This window comes from Paenibacillus mucilaginosus 3016 (assembly GCF_000250655.1).
GTDB lineage: Bacteria > Bacillota > Bacilli > Paenibacillales > NBRC-103111 > Paenibacillus_G > Paenibacillus_G mucilaginosus.
On the sequence record NC_016935.1, the window covers coordinates 7,610,916 to 7,633,526 of the forward strand.

Below are 22,611 nucleotides of genomic sequence, written 5' to 3' on the forward strand. Positions count from 1 at the left end.
CTCTTACCCCATCTGCTCCGCGAGCAGCGAGATCGCGTTGACCGTCGCCACCGCGACCGGCGAGCCGCCCTTGCGCCCGATATTCGTGATGAACGGAATGTCGAGCTTCAGGAGCTCGTCCTTCGACTCTTCCGCCGACACGAATCCGACCGGCACGCCGACGATCAGGCCCGGCCTTGCTTCGCCGTCCTTCACCATGCGGATCAGCTCGAGCAGCGCCGTCGGCGCGTTGCCGATGGCGTAAATCGCACCGTCCGCTTCCCTTGCCGCCTTGCGGATCGAGATAATCGCCCGCGTCGTGTTCAGGCGCTTCGCCTCCTGCATGACATCCGGGTCCGAGATGTAGACGCGCACGTCGCCGCCGAATTTCTCAATGCGGGGCTTCGAAATGCCCGACTGCACCATCTGCACGTCGGCGATCACCGGACGGCCGCTGCGGATCGCCTGGATGCCGGCCTGGATCGCATCCGGATGGAAGCGCAGGCTGCGCCCGAGCTCAAAATCCGCGGAGGCGTGAATAACGCGCTGCACGACCTTGAACTGCTCGTCCGAGTAATCGTGGGGGCCGAGCTCCTCGGTAATCATTTTGAACGAAATCTCCTCAATCTCCTGCGGCTGAACGCTCAGCGGCTTGAACTCCGTACGAAAATCCATTAGTCCCGCACCTCCTGTAGTAGTTGCAGTCCGGCCAGCTCGGCCGTCACGCCTTCAAAATCCGAATGGGTCACCCCGTACTCCAGCTGCGGGCGCCCGATGACAATCGTATCGATGTCGAGCTCGAGGGCGGCGGACAGCTTCTCCTCCACCGCGCCGACCTGCCCGCTTTCCTTGGTGATGATCGTGGTGACGCCGTAATGCTTGTACATCGCCTGGTTCAGCTCCTTGCCGAACGGACCCTGCATCGCGATGATGTGCTTCTGAGGCAGCCCGAGCGCCTCGCATTTCTCCATGTTGTCCTTGCGGGGCAGCATGCGGGCGACCAGCGTCGTATCCGGCAGCCCCAGCAGTTTCTCGGTAAAAATCTGCAGCGTCTTGCTGCCCGTCGTGAGCAGGATCGTGCCCCGCTTCTCGGCGGCCAGCTCCGCCGCCTGTTCGTAGTCGTCGACGAAGTGGAGCTTCGGGTGGGCCGCATACTGGCCCCGCTCCCGCTCGTAGCGCACGTACGGCACGCCGGCGGCTTCCGCCGCCGCCATCGCGTTGCGCGACGCTTCCTCCGCGAACGGATGAGAAGCGTCGACGACGGCGCGGAAGCCGCGCTCCGCGATCAGCCCGCGGAGCTGTTCGGCGTTCAGGCGCCCGGTCTGCACCGGCAGGCCGGCCTCCCCCAGCGAGGAGGCCGCGCTCTCGGTCACGACGGTGCAGAGCAGCGGATAGCCCGCCGCCTGGATGCGCAGCGCCAGCTCTCTGGCGTCGCTCGTACCGGCGAGGACGAGGATCATACCGGCACCCCTTTTCCCGCCTCCGGCGCCGGCTTGGTGCTGGTATTGTGCGCGTGGTCGTGGCTGTGATCGTGCGCGTGGTCATGGTTGTGCGTGTGGTCATGGTTGTGCGTGTGGTCATGATGATCGTGATCATGATCATGCCCGTGGCTGTGATCATGCGCATGCACATGCCCGTGGTCATGATGGTGATGATCATGATTGTGGTCGTGATGATGATGGTCGTGCCCATGCTCATGATCGTGATGATGGTGGTCCGCATGCTTCAGCGCTTCGATGCGGTATTGGCACATGTCACAGTTGGCCTTGGCCTCACCCATCAGCGCTTCCTCGGCCCGGTCACGCAGAATCTCGCGCAGCATCGGATGGAACCCGAAGTAGTCGGCCAGCACGAAGCTGTGGTCCGGATACTTCAGCGCGAACTCGGCCATCATCGCCTCCATCCGCTTGATCAGCACCCCGGTGAACAGGAAGTAAGGCAGCACGATCACCCGCTTCGCCCCCAGGCGGATACAGCGTTCGATTCCCTCATCCGCCAGGGGAGCCGTCACTCCGATGAAAGCCGTTTCCACATACTTGAACTTCAGGCGCTCCCACAGCAGGCGGGAGACTTTGAACAAATCGCTGTTCGCATCCGCATCGCTGCTGCCCCGTCCGATAACCAGCAGCGCCGTATCGTCATACGCCAGCGAAGGATCGAAACCCGCATCCTGAACGCGGGAGGTGAGAATGTCGAGCGCCAGCTCGTGCACCCCGATCGGCCGGCCGTAATCGAACTGCACCTGCGGATACTGCAGACGCGCCGCATCAATCGCCGCCGGAATATGCAGCTTCGCATGCCCCGCCGCAAACAGCGTGATCGGCACGACCGCCACCTGCGTCGCCCCCCGCTTCACGCACGTTGCAATGCCGGTGCGGATCGACGGCGCTTCGAACTCCAGGAAGCACGTCTCCACAATCGGCACCGTCAGCCGGCTCGTCAGGGAGTCCACCATCTCTCTCACTTCCTGATTCCCTTCCGCATCCCGGCTGCCATGTCCTACAAATAATATCGCCTTCAATACGTCACCCTCCTTGTACCCTCGTTATATGATCGGACCCGCCATCTTTTTCCACTTGTCCGCTACATTATTTTGAAATGGTGCTTAGCCTCGGTAGCCGCCTCTTTCACAAATAGCGGAACTGTAGTTCGCTATTCACCTCTCGAGCGGGCTCTTTTCGTAAATAGCGGAAGTATAGTTCGCTATTTCTCCTTGGACAGGGCTTGAGCCGCCCCCGCAGCCGAAATAAGGAACCTGAGTTCCGCTATTTCCGGGTTTCCCCCTCTGGAACGGCTCAATAAGGCATCCCAGTTCCGTTATTTGCGCTGAGCCGCAGAATAATCGCCTCTGCGGACAGGGAAGGCTTTCCCCCGAGGGATAAAATCATTGTGCGAGGGCTCTACCGGAGCCCCATGCATCACGTCAGCAAGAAAAGCAGAGTATACCGCAGTACTGCGCTTTTATCGCCTATGCCTGGATGTATCCCCTTGCTGCTTAATCGCCGCAGAGGGCATTTTCGATCTCGAACGCAGCCGGTTCGCGGTATTTGAAGCCCTCCACTTCCTTGACGCGGGCAAAATACTTATGGAACCGCTCGTTCGGATGTCCTTTGTCCGCATACCCGCGGACGATGCGCTCAATGGTCTCGATCAGCCGGTCCGGCTCGATCCCTTCCGCCACCGGCACGCCGGGATGAGCATTGCGGCCGACCGTTTTGCCGCCGAGGAACAGATCGAACTTCTCCCGCCGGTAAACGATACCGATGTCTTCCTTCACGGCACCATAGCAGGCCATCCCGCAGCCGTTGAAGCCGATCTTGAGCTCCTTCGGCACCTTCATGCCGCCGAGCTTTCCGTGGATCTGCTCCAGATACGGCACCGAGTCGCCTTTGTCCATATTGCAGAAGTCGCACGCCTTCAGCTGTACTACGTCGCCCACCGGGGCGAGCAGCAGTCCGGCAGCCCTCAGCCGCTTCGTGACGCTGTCCGGGTCCGCGGTCTTCAGCCGAATGAGCAGCTGGTGGTGCGGCGTGTACTCCATCGAGCCCTTCTCGCCGACCACCTCGGCCAGCAGCATCATCTGGGCGCTGGTGATCCGCTTCTCGGCCAACCCCGGCGAGACGGCGAACTCGAGGATCGCCTCCTGCCGGAACAGCCTCGCAGCCGCCGCAGCGCCTGCTGCTGCCGGTGCGGCGCCCTGACCGCTTACGCGTCCGAGCGCCTCCAGCGCCAGGGCCAGCGGCCCCGCGGCGCCGGCCGCCGCCGGTGCCGCTTCGCGCTCGGCTACGGCGACAGCGGCGCTCGACGCCGGGACGCCGGCCGCCGCTGCAGCCGGGCTGTCGCCTACCGGCGCTGCGCTTCCGCCCGCCGGGCGCACCGCTGCCCGCAGCACCGCCGCGTCATGCGCCGCACCGCCGGCCGCCTCTTCGGCCTCCCAGCCATCATCCTCGTCGCCCACCGGCCACGCCCGCTCCGACGCCTGCTGCGCCGCCGTGCCGCCGGCCGCCTCATCGGCCTCCCAGCCGTCGTCCTCGTCGCCTACCGGCCACGCCCGCTCCGACGCCTGCTGCGCCGCACCGCCGGCCGCCTCTTCGGCCTCCCAGCCGTCATCTTCGTCGCCTACCGGCCACGCCCGCTCCGACGCCTGCTGCGCCGCCGTGCCGCCGGCCGCCTCTTCGGCCTCCCAGCCGTCGTCTTCGTCGCCTACCGGCCACGCCCGCTCCGACGCCTGCTGCGCCGCTGTGCCGCCGGCCGCCGTCGCCTCCAGCGACCATGGCTCCGCCTCCTGGCGCAGCCGCTCGTGCGGCCGCAGCGGCTGCACGTCTGCACCCAGCGTATACTTGCGCTGGTAGCCGCGCGGCGTAATCATCAGACCGTCATACACGACGGTCGTCGAGTTGCCGATGATCACGGTCGTCAGCATGCCGATATCATGCTCGAGCATGGCCTCCAGCGTGGTGACCTCGATCTCCTGGCGGTCACGGTAGGCGCTTTTGACAATACCGACCGGGGTGTCCGGCGAACGGTACTTGAGCAGCATCTTCTGCGTCTCGACGATCTGCCGGGTACGCCTTCCGCTGCGCGGATTGTACAGCGCGATGACAAAATCCGCAGCAGCAGCCGCCTCCACCCGGCGGATGATCAGCTCCCAGGGTGTCAGGTGATCGCTCAGCGAGATCGTACACGCATCGTGCATGACCGGCGCACCGAGCAGCGATGCGGTCGAGTTGATTGCCGAGATCCCGGGGATCACCTCGACCTCCACGCCGGTTTCTTTGCGCCAGCCGCGCTCCATCAGCACCTCGTAGACAAGACCGGCCATGCCGTACACCCCCGCGTCACCGCTCGAGATGACCGCCACCTTAAGGCCCGCTTCCGCCTGGCGCACCGCTTCCTGTGCCCGGGAGACCTCCTCCGTCATTCCTGTACGCACGACCTGCTGGTCGCTCAGCAGTCCCCGGATCAAATCCACGTACGTGTTGTATCCGATGACGACATCGCTTTCCTGAATCGCTTCCCGCGCCCGCTGCGTAATGTGCTCGAAGCTCCCCGGTCCGAAGCCGATAATCAATAATTTGCCTTTCATCCTGCTCCCCCTCTCCGCTCTCCCAAACCTTCACGCTTCCCTGCAAGCCCTGCGGATCTATCCGGAACATCAAAAAAAGCATCCTCCTTATGGAAGATGCTTGGACGATTGCGGTTCAAGGTCTTACGTACCCGGGTCCCGGCAGCGGACCGCTCAGCCTCATGGGCCCGATCGATCCTGCCGGCCAGCGGGGTACAGCCTGCTGCCGTTCTCGTTCACCTCCCTATCCGCGTAGGTCGCATGGTGAATGGATGCGGACCGCACCGCCGGGATCCCCCGGAGAATACAGCCGCAGCCGAACAGGCAGGTCTCCTGACTTGCGTCTCATCGCTTCACTCCGCTGCCTTCCCATCGAATGCTCAACAGTGGCTTGTCGTATCGGTGAAGCTCCTCGCTTACAGTGGCGGGACCGTGCCGGAATTTCACCGGCTTCCCTTTTCATCCGAATCCTCTGCCTGCCGGCAGGGATGTCGTCACCTGTTCGTTACCATATATGAAATTGTCGGGTTGGTCATCAGCTTGGTAAATCCTGCATTACTCTTCATGATAGCACGTCCGTTCCGAAACTGTCTACCGCGCAGCCCGGCCACACGGCTCACGCTAAACGCCTCCCGGCTGCCCACGCCCTTTTGCCTGCCGGCACCTCCTCGGTCCTTCCTCCCGAACAGCGGTCATACAGCAGGGGCAGCCTCGCCTCATCACCCTACTCCAGACCATTCCACGCTCCGGCCCCTTATCGTAATCCTGTTCAACAAGAGCCGTATGGGGTATGCTCAAGATGACCGTTCCGCAGTGTGGACCCACCGTTTTTTTCATCTGCCGAACCATTATATGAAAAGGAGACCGCCCTCATGAATCATGCTTATCTTATTGAGCAGGGATTGGCCAAGCCCGGCGTCACCCTCCGCTATCCGTTCGATCCGGCGATGCCGGTGCTCTTTGTCGGCTCCAAGATGTTTGCCCTCCTCAGCACCCACGGCGGCCGGCCCAGCGCCAACCTCAAAGGAGATCCCGAAACCAATTGGCTCCTGCGGGAGAGCCATCCGGACACCGTCCTCCCCGGCTACCACATGAACAAGCGGCACTGGAACACCGTCGTGCTCGACGGCAGCTTAAGCGAAGGCGAGATCCTGGACATGTTAGACGAATCCTACCGGCTCGTGTGCCGCAACCTGCCCAAAGCAGAGCGGCCGCCCATGCAGCAGGAAAGCCGCTGAAGAACCTTCACTCCCCTTCCGTACCGCATCTTTCGGCCTCAGCCGACATCATCCTTCCCGCGGCGACATAAATATGAAGGAAGACGTGTTTGTCTGCCCGAAAGGAGGAACGAATGATGCTGAACGCCGACACAGCCGCCTTCTGGACCCGGAACCTGCGGGACCACGCGCTGTTCGTATACGATACGCTTTCGTCCCAGGAAGAGGCCGAACGCCAGAGGGCGCTGTATTACCTGCGCTGGTTCGATACGCGGCTGAAGGAAGACCCCTCCGCCAATCCGCGGCGGCTGCTGCCCGGTGCGGAGTCCCTGCGGATTTTTCTGCTGCATCTGCTGAGAAGACAGCTCACCGAGGGGCTCGGCATCCCTGCTCACCCCGACTTACATCAGCCACACCGTGTCCGAGAACGAAGAAGCCCTGCGCGTGCTCGGCAGCTCTTCAGGCGCAAGCAGCACCGACCCGCAGCTTCGAAGCCATCTGCTCTGGCTGCCCGTTCTCGCCGGTGACGCCTTTGTCATCCAGGGAGCCCTCGACGAGGTGGAAAAAGAACTCGTCCGCTCCTACATCGGCCATACCCAGCGCTTCGAAGATGCGTACGCGTATGCCGTAGAGCTGGCCGGGTTCCTGCGGACCGGGCTCACCGACTTTCCCGCCATTACTCGCTTCCGCGAGATCGTCCGGCGGGAGACCGAGGCCTTCCTGGTATCGCTCCGCGAACTGGAGCGGCTCGAAGCCGGCAATCTCGTACTCGACAAGCTTCCGCTGGTCTTCGTCGAGCATATCCGGAGGGAAACCGAGTTTTACGTGGGGACGCTGGGGTAGCGTCCTTTTTGCTGTCCACAGGTTTAATGCTGGCGACAGCCGGCTCCTTCTGTAGCTTTATGTAACCTTTCGGCCTCTCTTCCAGTCTATATTTATTATAGAAGAAAACGGTAAAAAAGGAGGCCGCTCCATGTTATCCAGCCGGTTATCGAAGCACCGTTATCCGCCCCTCATGGGCTTAGCCCTGGGACTGATTCTTCTTCTGCTCTCCTCCTGCCAGGTTCCCGGCAGTCCCGCTCCGAACGTGAAGGACACTCCCCCGCCCGGCGTGTTCTCGATCGAGCCTTTCGATCTCTTTCAGGGGAACGACGCCAAATTCAAGGCCCTCGTCGACGGCTACGCCGCGGGGGTGCGCATCCGCAGCACCGCTTCCGGTAAGCTGCTTCTTGCTGAAGTGGAATTGTGGGAAGATGGGGAGAATAAAGGGGTGCAGTCCGTATTTAACTTTCAACTTAGCCCCCCGGACACGCCTCCAAAGACCGGCGAATTCCTCTATACGATCCAACAGCTCTCGTTGGAAAAGGAATCCGCCTGGAAAATAAAAGCCACTTATGCCGTTCCGAGCAGCAGCGGATCCTCTTCCAGCAGCACGACCTTGCCGCCCACTGCCGAAAGTACCATTCACATCTGGAGCCCCATTAATCAGCCGCTGACCGCTCGGGAATCCGAGGGAGCTTATATCTTCGCCTTGGTTGGCGACACAGACATCAGCTTCGACCCGCTCCAATCCGCCCAAAAGGCACCTTGGGCTTATCTCCTCAAGCTGAGCGTCGTTTCATCCGATGAGCTGCCCCACAGACGGCCGCAGCAGAAGAAGCCCTAAAAAGATCCCGACTGGGCTTCTTTCAGGGCTTCCATGATTCGTGCTGTTTACTTCTTCTCCTTCGTCGACTCGGCTGCGTCGGAGTCCTGGTTGTTGCCCGGCTGTCTGCCTTTGCCGTTGTTGTTCGTCGTGTTCCGCGACATCCTGTTTCCCTCCTTTCCTGGGTCTACCTGAATACGGTACCCAGAGGAGAGAAAGTTATGAAGGATCGCTTCAATAAAAAACACACCAACCCACGGACCTTTAGGCCCTCGGGTTGGTGTGCATTCTGACTTTGTTAAGCGGGTGATGGGAATCGAACCCACGCCACCAGCTTGGGAAGCTGGAGTTCTGCCATTGAACTACACCCGCATGCGGTGGATTTGCTTGTTTTTCATTCTATCCCTTGTCCCCCCTATTGTCCATAGTCCGATCGGCCTCCCTTGTTATGTATGAACAGCTCATCCTCTCCCCACCACGCACCACCGTACTATCCATGCCCAAGCTCCCCCGCCTCCCAATTGCATCCCTGCTCCCCCGGCCTGTACAATAAAAGACGAATACCTTCCATAAAAACTGGAAGAAGCGGCCCGCGGCCGGGCAAGCTATAGCGACAAGCTATCAGACGTACAGGTGTATGGCTTCCCGGCGCAGGGCAGGACCAGGCAGGAACCAACCCAACCATAACCCGCAGGAGGGGACGAATCATGAAATACCGCAAGCTGGGCTCGACGAATCTCAAAGTATCCGTTATTGGCGTGGGCACATGGCAGTTCGGAGGCGAGTGGGGCAAGCCGTTCTCCCAAGGGGAGGTGGACGCGATTCTGGACCAGGCGGCCGAATCGGGCATCAACCTGATCGATACCGCGGAATGCTACGGCGACCACACGTCGGAATCGCTCATCGGCGATTATGTGTCCCGCAGGCGCCGGGAGGATTGGGTGATCGCGACGAAGTTCGGGCATAAGTTCCACGCCCATCTGGACCGGAGCCAGCACTGGTCCCCGCAGGAAGTGCTCGATCAGCTGGATGCTTCCCTGAAAGCCCTGCGGACGGATTATATCGATCTCTACCAGTTCCACTCGGGCTCCGACGAAGCCTTCGACCAGGACGAGCTCTGGACCCTGCTCGACAAGCAGGTGAAGGCCGGCAAGATCCGCCATCTCGGCACCTCGATCGCCAGCAACGATAACCTGCATCAGACCGACTCCTCGGACAAAGTGGGTTCGCAGGTCATCCAGGTCGTCTACAACCGGCTGGACCGCAAACCGGAGGAGCGCGTCTTCCCTTCGTGCATCCGTCAGAACCTGGGCGTCCTGGCACGCGTACCGCTGGCCAGCGGCTATCTCAGCGGCAAGTACCTTCCCGGCGACACGTTCGCCGAGGATGACGTGCGCCGCCGCCATGACCCCGAGCAGACCCGTCTGAAGCTCGAGGAGGTTCGTCGCATCAAGGCCGAGGAGCTGCCGTCGGGCATGGAGATGCCGACCTGGGCGCTCGCGTGGTGCCTGAAGCACCCGGCCGTCACGGCCGTCATCCCGGGCTGCAAGAGCCCCGAGCAGGTCATCGCCAACGCCGCGGCAGCCGCCTACGTGGGCGAAGGCCATCCGCAGCACTGGAGCGGTGAGGATGAAGCCTAAGCATAGGGCGCGGGTGTCTTCGGTATTCCGTTCCCGCGATCATCGGGGAGCCCAGCTTCATAAGTCTCCCTTCAAGCCCCGGACTTCGTCTTCAATAGAGTGCCTGCGGACTATCGCATCACAATGAAGGGAGTGTCCCTGGGACTCTCCTGAATGAGGCCTCCACCCGTTGTAAAAAAGGGGGCCGCAGTGTAAACGAGGAAAGTCCCTTATCCAACAAACGGATAAGGGACTTTTCTTTTGGCGTTGAAGCCGAAACCATACGATTCTTCGTTAGAACGAACACCAGGCCGCCTGACTCCTGCCCATCCGCCCCGCAGCACCTATACGCCCGCCTGGCAGCCGGAGCCGGGTGTACATACAGCTCCTGTCTTCCCCACTGAATCCGTGATGCTCCGCCGCCCAAAGCGCTTAATCCTCGTTCTGCTTCAGCAGCGCCTCGAAGTCCGAAGGGGGCACCGGCCGGCTGAAGATGTAGCCCTGGATCTCACGGCACTTGATGTCGAGCAGGAACGAGAGCTGCGCATCGGTTTCCACGCCTTCGGCGATCACGTTGAGCTTCAGGCTGAGCGCCATCGCCATGATCGCCTGCACGATCGCCGCATCATCCGGATCCTCGGGGATATCCCGGACAAATTGCTGCGCGATCTTAAGCTTCGTGATCGGGAACTTTTTGAGATAGCTCAGCGAGGAGAAGCCCGTCCCGAAGTCGTCCATGGAGATATGCAGCCCGTGCGCTCTCAGGGTACGCAGCTTCTCGATCACCTGGTCGACGTGATACATCGCGATGCCTTCGGTGATCTCGAGCTCCAGGTACTGCGCATCGAGACCGCTCTCCTCCAGCGCGTTCAGTACGATCTGAACGAAGTTGTGCTGGTGGAACTGGATCGGCGAGATATTCACCGCCATCTTCAGCGGCGCATAGCCCGCTTCCTGCCAGGCCTTGTTCTGCCGGCACGCCTCACGCAGCACCCACTCCCCGATCGGAATAATCTGGCCCGTCTCCTCCGCCAGCGGAATGAATTCCCCCGGCGAGATGAACCCGAGACGCGGATGCTTCCAGCGGAGGAGCGCCTCCATGCCGTTCATTTTGCCCGTGAAGATATCGACCTGCGGCTGGTAGTAGAGAACGAACTCCTCGAGCTCGATCGCCTTGTTGAGCCATTCTTCCATGACCAGCTTCTGGATGACGGTATCGTTCATCTCGGCTCGGTAGAACTGGCAGCCGTTCTTCCCGTATTCCTTCGCCCGGTACATCGCCGTGTCCGCATTTTTCATCAGGGTGATGGAGTCCTCCCCGTCCTGCGGATACATCGCGATGCCGATGCTGCAGCCGACGCGCAGCTCATGGCCTTCGATCGTGAACGGCTGGCTGAGCAGCTGGAGGATCTGGTTCGCCACCTTCTCCGCGTCTTCCGGCTGCTCCGCGTCCTTGACCAGCACCGTGAACTCGTCCCCCCCCTGTCTCGACACGACGTCACTCGTCCCAAGTCCCGACTTCAGGCGGTCCGCCGCCTCTACCAGCAGCTGGTCGCCGAACGCATGTCCGAACGTATCGTTCACGTTCTTGAAGCGGTCGAGATCGATGAACATGACGGCCAGCTTCCGGCGGCTCTGGTTCGCCGAATGGATCGCCATCGTCAGCGACTGCTGGAACATCTGTCGGTTCGGCAGCCCTGTGAGAGGATCATAGTAGGCAAGATAGCTCAGCTGCCGCTCGGTGAATTCCCTCCGCCGGATATCCGACGCGATCCAGACCATGAGCGGTCCGACGAGAAGCAGGGTCAAGAGCAGATCCATGCCCGATTCGGCCCAGTAGATGTTCCCTCCGAGGCTCAGCCTCACGAGCATTTCGAGCATCTCGGCACCGAACAGGATACACAATACGGCCAAGCAGACGCTCCAGACCTTAACCTCGTACCACCGAATCGTAAAATAGAAGACCGGGGCGGTCAGCAGAATGACAATGACCGACTTGGTCACATCCAGCACATCGTTACTCTCTCCAAGCAGCTGCCCAAGAGCGAGAATAATCAGTTCGGCCCCGGACAGCGTAAACCATAATCGAATCAATGAAGCATGTTGAAATATCCAGTCCCGCCAGGCTTTCCTGGGCGGCCCTTCGCCGGTCAGGCTGTCCTTGTAGACCATGTCAATCCTCTGCTTCCTTCTTGAAAGGTGTACTTCCATTGTTATTTCGCTGTGGAGAAATGGACAATAGATTCTAGAATAGTTCACCTTATATTTCGACAGAACGCAGCGGATTTATTAGAGGCCTCCGCCCCGCCCCTCTTAGAAATTAATACACACGGATTTCGGAGTTATACACGGTCTCGGTGTCCTCGGAGTCCATGACGCGCACTTCCACTCTCCAGCGTCCCGCATACGGCAGGTAGGCCCCGCGGACCCGGTAGCTGTGGCGCTTCATATCGTAGGAATCCTCGAAGCTCGCATCGTCGAACGGCTCGACAGGCACGACGATCGGCGCGATCTCCGGCCCATCCAGAGAATGCAGTTTCAAGATGACATCCTTAGGTTTCCCCAGCTTCTCTGGAAGCCAAACCTTGACGGTAAAATCGTTGACCCCCGGCACCTTAGGCGAAATCTGCGCCGTCATGTGGATCTTCTCCCCCATCACGTGCCAGTGCAGCGGTTCATTGGCCGGCAGCGGGGTCAAATACGTGAACACCCCGACAACCCCGATCGTTGCGGTCATCAGGATGGCATCCAGCGCGAGCAGGCGGCCCGCCGTGCGGTCCCGCAGTCTGCGGTAGGAGAAGCGGATCAGCGCCCCGGTCACCATCACCGCGGCCACCAGAGCGCTTTTGACGAGCAGCAGCCGGCCCCAGGACGTCTCGAGAATATACCGGATATCCGGCAGAAAAATGAACGTGGTGAGCACGCCCGAAACCGTGAGCACCAGGAGGCTGAGCAGCGCCGCGGTCGAAAAGACCGGCAGCAGCCGCTTCGCCTGCTCCCGCTCCGTCTTCCATAGCAGGAGCAGCATGACCAGTCCGCCCGCCCAGACGGCGGCCGCCGCGAGATGCAGCCAGTCCAGCAGCAGCGTCTGCGTCTTCGGCTCGAAAGCGGCGGCGTGGCCGAGCATTCCCTTGGCCAGCCAGGCCAGAGCGGCCCAGACCAGATCGAGCGCGGTGCTGCGGTACAGCATCACGAAGCTCAGCAGCGCGAGCAGCAGACCGCCGATCCAGGCATAGCCCGCGGCCGTCTTCGTGAAGAGAGTCACCAGCCCCGCAGCCCCGCTGTCTCCGAGCAGGTCCGGCAGATGCGCCCACATGAACAGGATGTAGGCGATCAGATAGAGTTGCTGCCACTTCTCGGCCAGGCGGCGCAGCCGTGTGCGCGTCTCGTCCGGAGCCGTGCCCCCGAACCGGCGGTACCACAGCAGCCAGCCTGTGAAGACGAGCAGCGCGGCGTAATAGAGGATCCGCGAGGCGAACTGCAGCACATCCCCTGCCGAGGTGCCGCCGAAGGGCTCGTCCCCATGGCTGTGGTGCATGCCTGCGGGCATTTCCTGCGATCCGGCGTCCTCACTCAGGCTCTGACCGACCGCAAAGAGATAGGTTCCCTCCACCGGATGCCCGTCCGCCGAGATGACATGGTACGTCACGAGGTAGTTCCCCTGCCCGAGCGCAGGCAGCTCCAGGATGACGGCCGTTTGCGCCGGATTCATGACCGCCGCGGCATCCGTTACCTGCCTTTTGGCGCTGTCATAGACCCGCAGATAGAAGAGTCCGTTCTCCAGCCTTTCGTTGAAGGTGAGCGTAATGCGCTCCGGTGCGGCCCTCAGCTCGCTGCCTGCGGCAGGAACCGCCTCCACAAGCGAAGCGTGAGCCGCTGCTGGGGATGCGCCGGCGGTCACCGTCAGCAGCATGACCATCGTGAGCAGCAGAAGCGCTGCGAACCGCGACATTTTTGCGACTATATGATGAAGCCTCAATGAAGATTCCTCCCACAATTCCCAAATAGGTGGACGGACTTCTGCCGAGACCGGGAGCTCCCATACCGAAATAGAATATGAACCGGAGCCCGCCGGGCCTCATTCCGCCCGCATTCTACTGTAGCATACTCCTCCGCCGGCCACCAAGACCTGCCATGGAATCGTAACGTTTGGGGAGGCCGCCGCTGGAAAACCGTGTCGAAATAAGAGATTGACACAGCCGCCCCAGTAGGGTAAATTCATACTATTGTCTCTACGAAACAACTACATATGGTAGAATCAGGTGCTTCCTGCTACGAGATATGGTAGGAAGAGAATAGGGAAGCCGGTGCGATTCCGGCGCGGTCCCGCCACTGTAAGAAGTGCGCCTGCAGCCCGGCCCGTTCGCCGCTCCGCTGCAGTGCCGCCGTCCGTCCCCGGACGCCTTCGAAGCCAGAAGACCTGCCGGATTCTTCAGCACGACTCTCCCTACGAGAGATAGGGAGTGCTGCCTTCGAGAGACTCGAATCTTCCGTTTCGAATCCATTTGGGCGTGCATTCCTTCCCGCCTGGGAAGGCTGCATGCTTTTTTAGTTCAGTATACCGAAGGAGCTGGAATCATGATTATCGTCAAACGTGACGGCACCCAAGAAGAGCTTGTTTTCGCCAAAATGAAAAAGGTGATCGATTTCGCCTGCGAAACGTATCCGGAATGCGACCCGCTGGAGCTGGAAACCGCACTCCTCCCCCTGTTCCGCAATGGAATCACCACCAAGGAAATCCAGCGCCTGCTCATCCAGGTCGCTGTTGAGAAGACCAGCGTAGAACAGCCGAACTGGCAGTATGTCGCCGCCAAGCTGCTCGCCTACGATCTATATAAGGAAGCCCAGCTCAACCGCAAATACGGACATTTCGGCTACGGCGACCTCTACTCCCTGATTACATACCTGACGAACACCGGGCTGTACGGCAGTTATATTCTCGAGCATTACACGAAGGAAGACATCCAGGAGCTCGGCGCCTACATTAAGCCGGAGCGCGACCACCTGCTGAACTACATCGGACTCAAGACCCTCGCCGACCGCTACCTGATCCGCGGCCTCGACAAGGAAGTGCTCGAGCTGCCGCAGGAGCTCTTCATGGGCGTAGCGATGCACCTGGCGATGAAGGAAGCCGACAAGCTCTCCTGGGCCAAACAGTTCTACGACGTACTGAGCTCCCTGGAGATGACCGTAGCCACGCCGACGCTCGCGAATGCGCGTAAGCCGCTGCACCAGCTCTCCTCCTGCTTCATCGATACGGTGCCGGACAACCTCTGGGGCATCTACAACGTCGACCAGAACTTCGCGCAGGTGTCGAAGCACGGCGGCGGCATGGGCATCTATGTCGGCAAGGTCCGCTCCCGCGGCTCCAACATCCGCGGCTACAAGGGCGTAGCCGGCGGCGTCGTGCCTTGGATCAAGAATTACAACAATACCGCCGTGGCCGTCGACCAGCTCGGCGTGCGCTCCGGTGCGGTAGCCGTCTACCTTGACGTATGGCACAAGGACATCCTGGACTTCCTGAACCTCAAGACGAACAACGGGGACGACCGGATGAAGGCGCATGACATTTTCCCCGGCGTGTGCATTCCGGACCTGTTCATGAAGACCGTCGAGGAGCGCGGCACCTGGTATCTGATGGACCCGCACGAGATCCGCAAGGCCAGAGGCTACTCCATCGAAGATTCGTGGGGCGAGGAGTGGGAGAAGCGTTACTGGGAGTGCGTGAACGACGACAAGGTGTCCAAGGAAGAAATTCCGGCGATCGACATCATGAAGCGCATCCTGACGTCTTCCTTCGAGACCGGCACGCCGTTCGTCTTCTTCCGCGACACCGTCAACCGGACGAACCCGAACAAGCACAAAGGCATGATCTACTGCTCCAACCTCTGCACGGAGATCGCGCAGAACATGAGCCCGACCGAACTCATCCAGACGCAGCATGAGGACGGCATCATCACCCAGCAGGTGAAGAGCGGCGACTTCGTCGTGTGCAACCTGTCGTCGACCAACCTCGGCCGCGTCTACACCCGCGAGGACATCGAACGCGTCGTAACGACCCAGATGCGGATGATGGACAACGTCATCGACCTGAACTACTATCCGATCCCGCAGGCGGAGATCACGAACAAGAAGTACCGCGCCGTCGGCCTCGGCTCCAGCGGCTACCACCAGATGCTCGCGCAGATGAAGATCAACTGGGAGTCCGACGAGCACGTGGAGAAAGCCGACGAGATCTACGAGTGGATGAACTATTACGCCGTGAAGGCCTCCATGGAAATCGCCAAGGAAAAAGGCGCCTACCCTGCGTTCAAAGGCAGCGAGTGGCAGACCGGCGTTTACTTCGAGGACCGCGGTTACAACAGCCCTGAGTGGCTGGAGCTGAAGGAGCAGGTAGCGCAGTACGGCGTCCGCAACGGCTGGATGTTCGCGATCGCACCGACGGCCTCAACGTCCCTGATCGCCGGCTCCACCGCAGGCATTGACCCGATCTTCAACAAGTTCTTCGTCGAGGAGAAAAAGAACGCGGTCATCCCGCAGACGGCGCCGAACCTGAACGCCGAGACGATGTGGTACTACAAGGAAGCCCACCGGATCGACCAGCTGTGGAGCATCCGTGCCGCAGGCGCCCGCCAGCGCCACATCGACCAGTCGCAGTCGTTCAACCTGTACATCACGCCGGAGATGTCCGCCCGTGAATTCCTTGAACTCTACCTGGCCGCATGGAAGAACGGTCTGAAGACCGTCTACTACTGCCGCAACAAGAGTCTTGAGGTGGAAGACTGCGTCTCCTGCAGCGCGTAAGCGAATGGAGCTGCCCACGGGCGCGGGATCATTCCTGCGCCCGTACGTGTGACCTGCCCTTTTCCGGGGCAAGGTAAAAGAGGAGGCGGCCGGGGGCAGCGGCAGAAACGTAGGCGGAAATGGGACTCCTGGTGGGCGTTGGGCACAGCGGCATCGCTTTTTCCATAGATAACGGATCTCAGACGGATGCGGATATCCGACTGTTGGGTACTTCTGAGAATAGCGGAATTTTGATGCGCTATTTGCCCGCTTCGGCCCTCTTTGTTGGGAATAACGGAACTGAGATGCGCTATTCCTCTTAGATTGGAAGTAGACTAAACGGTGGACACAACTTAAGGAACGACCTTTATAATAAAGACAAACGAACAAAGGTCGAGGTGTGCCATGAGTCAGCAGCGGGAGAGTTACGACAGTGAGTTTAAGAAAAAAACAGTGGAACATATAGAGAAGGAGGGGAAGAAGCCAATTGAGATTGCCCGGGAACTTGGGATTCCGAAAAGTACCTTAAGCCGCTGGATCAAACAGTACGGGAAAAGTGCAGCTTCGGAACAATCACAAGTCTTTGTGGATTACGAACGACTAAAAAAGTTGGAGCAGCAAAACCGCGAACTGCAAGAGGAGAACGAAATCTTAAAAAAGGCAATGCACTTCTTCACGAAAGACCGGGACTGATTTTTTCGTTTATTTATAAACACCGCTTCCAGTACCGTGTCGAGAAGATGTGCTCCGTTTTACAAGTATCCAGAAGCGGCTATTACAAGTGGGTAAAACACAAGCCTAGTAAACGGGAAAAGCACCGGATGTGGCTGAAAAAACGCATCCGGCATCACTTTTACCGTTTGAAGAAGCGCCCGGGCAGCCCCGTGATTACTGCGATTCTGCGAGAGGAAGACGGTTGTGCTGTCTCCTCAAAAACGGTCAGTCGCCTTATGAAAGAGATGGGTCTTAAGTCGATTACGGTTGGAAAATACAAAGCAACGACCAATTCCAACCACAACATGCCTGTTCATGACAATATCCTAAATCAGCAGTTTAAAGTGGAGGCACCCAACAAGGTCTGGGTAACAGATATTACTTATGTCGCCACTGGCGAAGGCTGGCTATACTTAGCCAGTGTGATGGACTTATATTCACGTAAAATCGTGGGCTGGGCTACAGGCGCGCGGATGACTAGGGAGCTCGTGATCGAAGCCCTGGAGCTTGCTTACAAGCGTCAGAAACCGGCCCCTGGCTTGATCCACCACTCCGACCGCGGATCTCAGTATGCAAGCAGTGATTACCAAGAACGGCTGGCAGACTACTTCATGACCGGCAGCATGAGTCGAAAAGGGAACTGCTATGACAATGCGTGTATCGAGTCTTTTCACAGTACATTGAAAAAAGAGCTTGTGTACCAAACCAAGTTTAAAACTCGTAAACAAGCAACCGATGAACTCTATAATTACATCGAGTTTTACTACAACCGAACACGGCGCCACTCCACTTTGGGTTATAAAACGCCTCATCGCTTTGAACAGATGTACCATGAACAAAGAGCAGCTTAGCGTTAAAGGGTTCCTTCATTTTTGTGTCTACTTTATTGACAGAAGTCCAGTTGAACCCTCGGACGTTCTGTCTGACAGTCCAAGCCGCGGGAGGTCCCGCCAGAGCTATCGTCTCGTCGGACTTCACCGTGCCGATCAGGCCGGCGCTGAACGGGACTTCCCGAGCCGAAGACAAGTCTGCGCGTGGCGGTCGTCGTGACTACGTATCCTTATTGAGCTTGTTCTTTTTATGTCATGAAGAGGATAAGCCATCCCCTCTTCACGACAAGGACAGCAGCGAAGCAATCTGTCCGATGTTTTTTTGCTCTTTAGCTTTTGCTCTTGTCTTTAGCCTTTAGTCTTTTAGCTTTTTGCTCTTGCTGTTGCTCTTGTGCTGTTGTGTTCTCGAGTGGGGGCGGATCGAGCCGGCGCAAGCCGCGCAGACCGCCCCCCACGCGGCGGCAGCGAAGCGATCCGCCCACGCTTTTTCCACCTGGCGGAGGCTGGCGAAGCAGCCAAGGTTACAATTACCAGCGTTCGAGCGGTGCGAGAACAAGCCTGCTCTGCACCAACATCAAGCGTGTAAGCCGTGCAGGAGCCTCCTTGCGTGAGCAACGGAGGTTCCTGCACGGCTTACGGACGCGATGCCTGCACATCACACAACTCATCTGCACACGGCCGCTCCATCGACAGCATTCCGGGGTCCAGGGGGCCGGTGCCTCCTGGGGTCCCCCTTTGAAGGGGGATTTAGGGGGTTGAGCACGCTCATTTAGGAGGTAGCTTTTCACATGGATCTGCAAAAGAAAAAACTGTTCAACGAAAACGGGGACCGCGACTGGGGCAAACGCCGCATGATCGGCGGCAACACCACGAACCTGATCGAGCTCAACAATGTGAAATACGACTGGGCTACGAAGATGTACCGCACCATGATGAACAACTTCTGGATTCCGGAAGAAATCCCGCTCGCCCAGGACGCCAAGGATTACAAATTCCTCAGCCCGGAAGAACGCCAGAGCTATGATAAAATCATCTCGTTCCTGATCTTCCTGGACTCGCTGCAAACGGCCAACCTGCCGAACATCAACGAGTACATTACGGCTTCCGAGGTGAACCTATGCCTTACCGTGCAGACGTTCCAGGAAGCGGTCCACAGCCAGAGCTATTCCTACATTCTCGACAGCGTCTGCTCGGCCGAGGTCCGCGACGAAATCTACAACCAGTGGCGGGAAGACAAGCACCTTCTGAAGCGCAACCGGTTCATCACCGATCTGTACGAGCGCTTCATCGAAGAGCCTTCAACCGACAACCTGATGCGCACCATCATGGCCAACTACATTCTCGAAGGCATCTATTTCTACAGCGGCTTCTCCTTCTTCTATGCGCTCGGCCGCCAAGGCAAAATGCTCGGCACCGTGTCCGAGATCAAATATATCCAGCGCGACGAGCTTACGCACCTGGCGCTGTTCCAGAACATCTTCCGGGAGATCCGCAAAGAAAATCCTGAAGTGTTTACGGATGAGCTCATCGAAGACCTGCGCGGCATGATGCGAACCGCCGTCTCGCACGAAATCGAGTGGGGCCAGTACATCACGAACAACAAGATCCACGGCCTCAGTAACGAGATCATCGACCAGTACATCAAGTACCTCTCCAACGAGCGGATGAGAAAGCTTGGCCTCGAAATCCTCTATCCGGAGATCGTCGAGCACCCGATGAAATGGGTCGAGAGCTTCAGCAACATGAACGCGATCAAGACCGACTTCTTCGAACAAAAAGTAACGAACTACAGCAAATCGTCCAACCTCAACTGGGACGACCTGTAAGTTCCCTAAGGACCGGCCCCGAGCCGGTCCTTTTTTCATTTCGGCAGCAACGTTCCGCCCCTAATGACGGAAAAGGTGTGAGCGGTATTCCCATGAGCTATAAGCAGTCCCGCGGCGAGAGGGAGCTTAAGCGTGTAAGCGCCTGTTGGGCATAGTATAAATTCTCAGGGGTAGGATTTTGACAATGAAAATTCAACTTGCAGAAGATACGTATTATCAGTTTTTAAATGCCGCGACAGAAACTGAAGGCATTGGCACGCTCTCATGGAGGCATATATCGATCGATTCAAATTCCGATCACAAGACTTGGAAATACAAGGGTTGATTGAACCGGAAGGGTTGGGGATAGTTGGTTCAGGTGTTTTGGTTGTTTTGGTTGAGGTGCTTTGGTCTGGGTGTCCGGTGCTTGGGTTCCGGTGTCTGGGTTCCGGTACTTGGGTTCGGATGCTTTTGGGTTCGGATGGTTGGTTCGGGGCGATTGGTTTAGGTGCTTTGGGATCGGGTGTTTTGGTTGAGGTGTTTTGGTCCGGGTGTTTTGATCCGGGTGTTTTGATCCGGGTGTTTTGATCCGGGTGTTTTGATCCGGGTGTTTTGGTCCGGGTGTTTTCGGGTGCTTGGGCTCGGGTTGCCTGGGTTCGGGTGTTCTGGTTCGGGGGCTTAGATTCGGGGGCCTGAGTTCGCGTTGCTTGGGTTCAGGTGTTTTGATCCAGGTGTTTTGGTTCGAATTCTTAGGTTCTGGTTGCTTGGGTTCCGGTGCTTGAGTTCGGGTTGCTTGGGTTCCGGTGCCTGGGTTCCGGTGCTTGGGTTCCCATGCCTGGGTTCCGGTGCTTGGGTTCGGGATGCATTGGCGGCCCTATCCCAGCACCCTGCCCCAATTACTCCGTCTCCCGCCTCTCCGCCAGGCGGGGGACGTTCTTTTTTGTCCACACCCACAAGGGCCGTGACGGGATCACGCCCCTTGGATGCTGTACATGCGAATGCTGCTCGGGATCGAATAGGCACCGCAGGAGTTTACGTCCGCCTTTGAACCCTGTGAGAATCCCTTTCCCCCATTCCAATCCAATTCTCACAGGGTTCAACCGCGGCCGGAGGGGCCTATTCGATCCCTCTCCATCGCAGCTAGAGAGCATCTCCAGCACCTCTCCAACGCAGCCCCAGCGCATCTCCAGACTCCACCGCCATCCCATCACGGCCCTACCAAATCTCCAGTAGTTCCTTCACCTTCAGCTCCAGCTCCACCATCGAGAAGGGCTTATGCATATAAGCATGGGCCCCGAGCTGCACCGCACGCGTGATGTCTTCCTCCCGGCTGCGCCCCGAGAGAATCAGCATCTTGGTGCCCCGCGGCCGTTCGGCCCGCTGCTGCAGCCGCTCGAGCACGCCGTAGCCGTCCAGCCGCGGCATCACGCCGTCAAGGATGCACAGATCCGGCGGTGAAGCCAGGATGGCCTCGTAAGCCTGCTCGCCGTCAACCGCCTCCTCGAAATCCACGGGCAGGTGCTTCAGCTTCGCCAGCAGGATGGACCGCAGGATTTTATCGTCATCCGCGAGCAGCACCCGCTTGCGTTCCGGGTTCCCCGGGGACAGATGCGCCGCTTCCTGCTTCGAAGGCCCCGACTTCAGCACCACCTGGTTGCGGCCCGACTGCTTGGCCTCATACATCCCCTCGTCGGAGCGGGCAATCCACTCCTCAATGCTGAGCCCCGGCGTCCACTCGGCGATACCGGCGGAGAAGGTAATGTGATAGGCCTGTCCTTCGTTCTCCGCCACGGCTTCCTTCTGTGCGAGATGGAGAACATGTTCGATCGCCCGCTTGGCATCCGGGCCGGTGGAGCCCGGCAGAACGACGACGAATTCTTCTCCGCCGAAGCGGGCCAGCAGATCCGTGGAACGGAGATTGTGCTGAAGCAGATAAGCGAGCCCCTGCAGCACCAGATCCCCGATATGATGGCCGTGCAAATCATTGATCATTTTGAACCGGTCAATATCGATGAAGGCCATCGAGATCGGTGCCGGATACCGTGCGATCCGCTGCAGCTCCACCACGATCTGGTGGTCGAAAAAACGCCGGTTGTACACGCCGGTAAGCGGATCGCGAAAGGCCATCTGCTCGAAGGTCCGGGTCCGTTTGAGCAGGCTGTAGATGCGGGCGCCGAGTTCTTCGTACTGGAACGGCTTTGTCACATAATCGTCCGCTCCGAGATAGAAGCACCTCACCTTATCGTGTACGTCGTTGCGTCCCGAGAGAACGATAAGCGGCACATATTTCAGCGTCGGGTCGTTCTTGAGCAGCTCGAACAATTCGTACCCGCTCTCCGGATGCATCATGAGATCCAGCGTAATGAGCTGATAGGTATGCTCCCTGAGCAGCCGGCGGGCAGCCGTGACGTCGTGGGCCTCGTCCACCTCATAACCGTCCAGCCGCAGACGGCGGACCAGATAAGAGCACAGCACCTTGTCGTCATCGATCACCAGCAGCCGTTCGCCGAGCGGCGGGCTGATCTTGCGCTGCAGCTGCTCCTGGTTCTCGTCCAGCTCGAACTCCTGCGTATAGATCTCAAGCTCCAGTCCAAGCTCCACCAGACGGGATCCGGACGCCGCTGCGGACTCCCGGTACCGCCGGGCGACTTCCTCCGGCGAGTCCATGATTTCCTCCTGCTGCGTCCATTCCCATTCGGTCACGAGCTTCTCCGCAAGGCTGCCGACCCGGACGAAACCGAACATAGGAGCGCTGCCTTTCAAGGTATGAACCGTACGGTAGAACCGTCTGGCCTGTTCCTCCAAGTTGTCCGGATCAGCGGCGGCGGCTCCCTCTTTCAGCTCCCTGAGCTGCTTATGAAGCTCGTCGATATATCGTTTTCTTCCTTCCTTCATCAACCGGATTTCCCGAGCCGCCCGGTCTTCGGCAGGTCGCTGGTTCATTGGATCATTGC

14 protein-coding genes, 1 tRNA gene, 1 pseudogene and 2 riboswitches are annotated in these 22,611 nt (G+C 59.1%); of the genes and pseudogenes, 8 read left to right on the forward strand and 8 right to left on the reverse strand.

What is annotated here, in order from left to right; genetic code table 11:
* Nucleotides 1-3 precede the first annotated feature (3 nt).
* The 4 genes from PM3016_RS31545 to cobJ form a co-directional block, all read right to left on the reverse strand.
* On the reverse strand, nt 4-654 hold the full coding sequence (locus PM3016_RS31545; protein ID WP_013920495.1) for a precorrin-8X methylmutase: 651 nt from the start codon (nt 652-654) through the stop codon (nt 4-6).
* Nucleotides 654-1,439 carry a precorrin-6A reductase gene (gene cobK, locus PM3016_RS31550; protein WP_014372189.1) on the reverse strand — a complete coding sequence of 262 codons (786 nt, stop codon included), beginning with the start codon at nt 1,437-1,439 and terminating at the stop codon, nt 654-656. The genes PM3016_RS31545 and cobK overlap by 1 nt, the downstream gene beginning before the upstream one ends.
* Nucleotides 1,436-2,500 carry a sirohydrochlorin chelatase gene (locus PM3016_RS31555; protein WP_014372190.1) on the reverse strand — a complete coding sequence of 355 codons (1,065 nt, stop codon included), beginning with the start codon at nt 2,498-2,500 and terminating at the stop codon, nt 1,436-1,438. The genes cobK and PM3016_RS31555 overlap by 4 nt, the downstream gene beginning before the upstream one ends.
* A gap of 474 nt (nt 2,501-2,974) precedes the next feature.
* On the reverse strand, nt 2,975-5,065 hold the full coding sequence (gene cobJ, locus PM3016_RS31560) for a precorrin-3B C(17)-methyltransferase (protein WP_014372191.1): 2,091 nt from the start codon (nt 5,063-5,065) through the stop codon (nt 2,975-2,977).
* Nucleotides 5,066-5,350: 285 nt separating this feature from the next.
* Nucleotides 5,351-5,561: riboswitch (cobalamin riboswitch) on the reverse strand.
* A 355-nt stretch (nt 5,562-5,916) separates the two neighbouring features.
* Between cobJ and PM3016_RS31565 the strand changes: the two genes are divergently transcribed.
* The 4 genes from PM3016_RS31565 to PM3016_RS31575 all read left to right on the forward strand — a co-directional run bounded on the left by PM3016_RS31565 (nt 5,917) and on the right by PM3016_RS31575 (nt 7,927).
* Entirely contained in the window at nt 5,917-6,282 is a 366-nt protein-coding gene (locus PM3016_RS31565; protein ID WP_014372193.1) for an MmcQ/YjbR family DNA-binding protein, read from the forward strand.
* 113 nt (nt 6,283-6,395) lie between these two features.
* Nucleotides 6,396-6,788 (forward strand): RNA-binding protein, encoded by a 393-nt coding sequence (locus PM3016_RS40515; protein ID WP_238540370.1) that lies wholly within the window; start codon nt 6,396-6,398, stop codon nt 6,786-6,788.
* On the forward strand, nt 6,679-7,104 hold the full coding sequence (locus tag PM3016_RS40520) for a DUF2935 domain-containing protein (RefSeq protein ID WP_238540371.1): 426 nt from the start codon (nt 6,679-6,681) through the stop codon (nt 7,102-7,104). Before PM3016_RS40515 ends, PM3016_RS40520 begins: the two co-directional genes overlap by 110 nt.
* Nucleotides 7,105-7,234: 130 nt before the next feature.
* On the forward strand, nt 7,235-7,927 hold the full coding sequence (locus PM3016_RS31575; RefSeq protein WP_014372194.1) for a hypothetical protein: 693 nt from the start codon (nt 7,235-7,237) through the stop codon (nt 7,925-7,927).
* Nucleotides 7,928-8,207: 280 nt separating this feature from the next.
* Here PM3016_RS31575 and PM3016_RS31580 read toward each other — a convergent pair.
* Nucleotides 8,208-8,278: transfer RNA gene (locus PM3016_RS31580), tRNA-Gly, on the reverse strand.
* Nucleotides 8,279-8,613: 335 nt separating this feature from the next.
* Here PM3016_RS31580 and PM3016_RS31585 point away from each other — a divergent pair.
* Nucleotides 8,614-9,546, forward strand: coding sequence for an aldo/keto reductase (locus tag PM3016_RS31585; protein WP_014372196.1), 933 nt, complete (start codon nt 8,614-8,616; stop codon nt 9,544-9,546).
* Nucleotides 9,547-9,957: 411 nt separating this feature from the next.
* Here PM3016_RS31585 and PM3016_RS31590 read toward each other — a convergent pair whose 3' ends face one another.
* Nucleotides 9,958-11,697 (reverse strand): putative bifunctional diguanylate cyclase/phosphodiesterase, encoded by a 1,740-nt coding sequence (locus tag PM3016_RS31590; RefSeq protein ID WP_013920510.1) that lies wholly within the window; start codon nt 11,695-11,697, stop codon nt 9,958-9,960.
* 148 nt (nt 11,698-11,845) lie between these two features.
* On the reverse strand, nt 11,846-13,504 hold the full coding sequence (locus tag PM3016_RS31595; protein ID WP_014372197.1) for a copper resistance CopC/CopD family protein: 1,659 nt from the start codon (nt 13,502-13,504) through the stop codon (nt 11,846-11,848).
* Nucleotides 13,505-13,768: 264 nt separating this feature from the next.
* A riboswitch (cobalamin riboswitch) is annotated at nt 13,769-13,967 on the forward strand.
* Between the two features lie 136 nt (nt 13,968-14,103).
* On the opposite strand from PM3016_RS31595, the gene PM3016_RS31600 reads away from it, so the two are divergent.
* The 3 genes and pseudogenes from PM3016_RS31600 (at nt 14,104) to PM3016_RS31620 (ending at nt 19,678) form a co-directional block, all read left to right on the forward strand.
* Complete coding sequence (locus PM3016_RS31600) at nt 14,104-16,329, forward strand: ribonucleoside-diphosphate reductase subunit alpha (protein ID WP_013920512.1); 2,226 nt, start codon at nt 14,104-14,106, stop codon at nt 16,327-16,329.
* Between the two features lie 384 nt (nt 16,330-16,713).
* Nucleotides 16,714-17,873 (forward strand): annotated as a pseudogene (locus PM3016_RS39185) (IS3 family transposase).
* A 767-nt stretch (nt 17,874-18,640) separates the two neighbouring features.
* Entirely contained in the window at nt 18,641-19,678 is a 1,038-nt protein-coding gene (locus tag PM3016_RS31620; protein WP_013920514.1) for a ribonucleotide-diphosphate reductase subunit beta, read from the forward strand.
* A gap of 1,194 nt (nt 19,679-20,872) precedes the next feature.
* Here the strand turns inward: PM3016_RS31620 and PM3016_RS31630 are convergent.
* Nucleotides 20,873-22,600, reverse strand: a complete 1,728-nt coding sequence (locus tag PM3016_RS31630; protein WP_013920517.1) for a diguanylate cyclase — start codon at nt 22,598-22,600, stop codon at nt 20,873-20,875.
* Nucleotides 22,601-22,611 lie beyond the last annotated feature (11 nt).

Excerpts from the sequence above, each read along its gene's own strand:
- PM3016_RS31545 (WP_013920495.1), bottom strand. The coding sequence starts at position 654 with ATGGATTTTCGTACGGAGTTCAAGCCGCTGAGCGTTCAGCCGCAGGAG.
- cobK (WP_014372189.1), bottom strand. The coding sequence starts at position 1,439 with ATGATCCTCGTCCTCGCCGGTACGAGCGACGCCAGAGAGCTGGCGCTG.
- cobJ (WP_014372191.1), bottom strand. The coding sequence starts at position 5,065 with ATGAAAGGCAAATTATTGATTATCGGCTTCGGACCGGGGAGCTTCGAG.
- PM3016_RS31565 (WP_014372193.1), top strand. The coding sequence starts at position 5,917 with ATGAATCATGCTTATCTTATTGAGCAGGGATTGGCCAAGCCCGGCGTC.
- PM3016_RS40515 (WP_238540370.1), top strand. The coding sequence starts at position 6,396 with ATGATGCTGAACGCCGACACAGCCGCCTTCTGGACCCGGAACCTGCGG.
- PM3016_RS31575 (WP_014372194.1), top strand. The coding sequence starts at position 7,235 with ATGTTATCCAGCCGGTTATCGAAGCACCGTTATCCGCCCCTCATGGGC.
- PM3016_RS31585 (WP_014372196.1), top strand. The coding sequence starts at position 8,614 with ATGAAATACCGCAAGCTGGGCTCGACGAATCTCAAAGTATCCGTTATT.
- PM3016_RS31590 (WP_013920510.1), bottom strand. The coding sequence starts at position 11,697 with ATGGTCTACAAGGACAGCCTGACCGGCGAAGGGCCGCCCAGGAAAGCC.
- PM3016_RS31600 (WP_013920512.1), top strand. The coding sequence starts at position 14,104 with ATGATTATCGTCAAACGTGACGGCACCCAAGAAGAGCTTGTTTTCGCC.
- PM3016_RS31620 (WP_013920514.1), top strand. The coding sequence starts at position 18,641 with ATGGATCTGCAAAAGAAAAAACTGTTCAACGAAAACGGGGACCGCGAC.
- PM3016_RS31630 (WP_013920517.1), bottom strand. The coding sequence starts at position 22,600 with ATGAACCAGCGACCTGCCGAAGACCGGGCGGCTCGGGAAATCCGGTTG.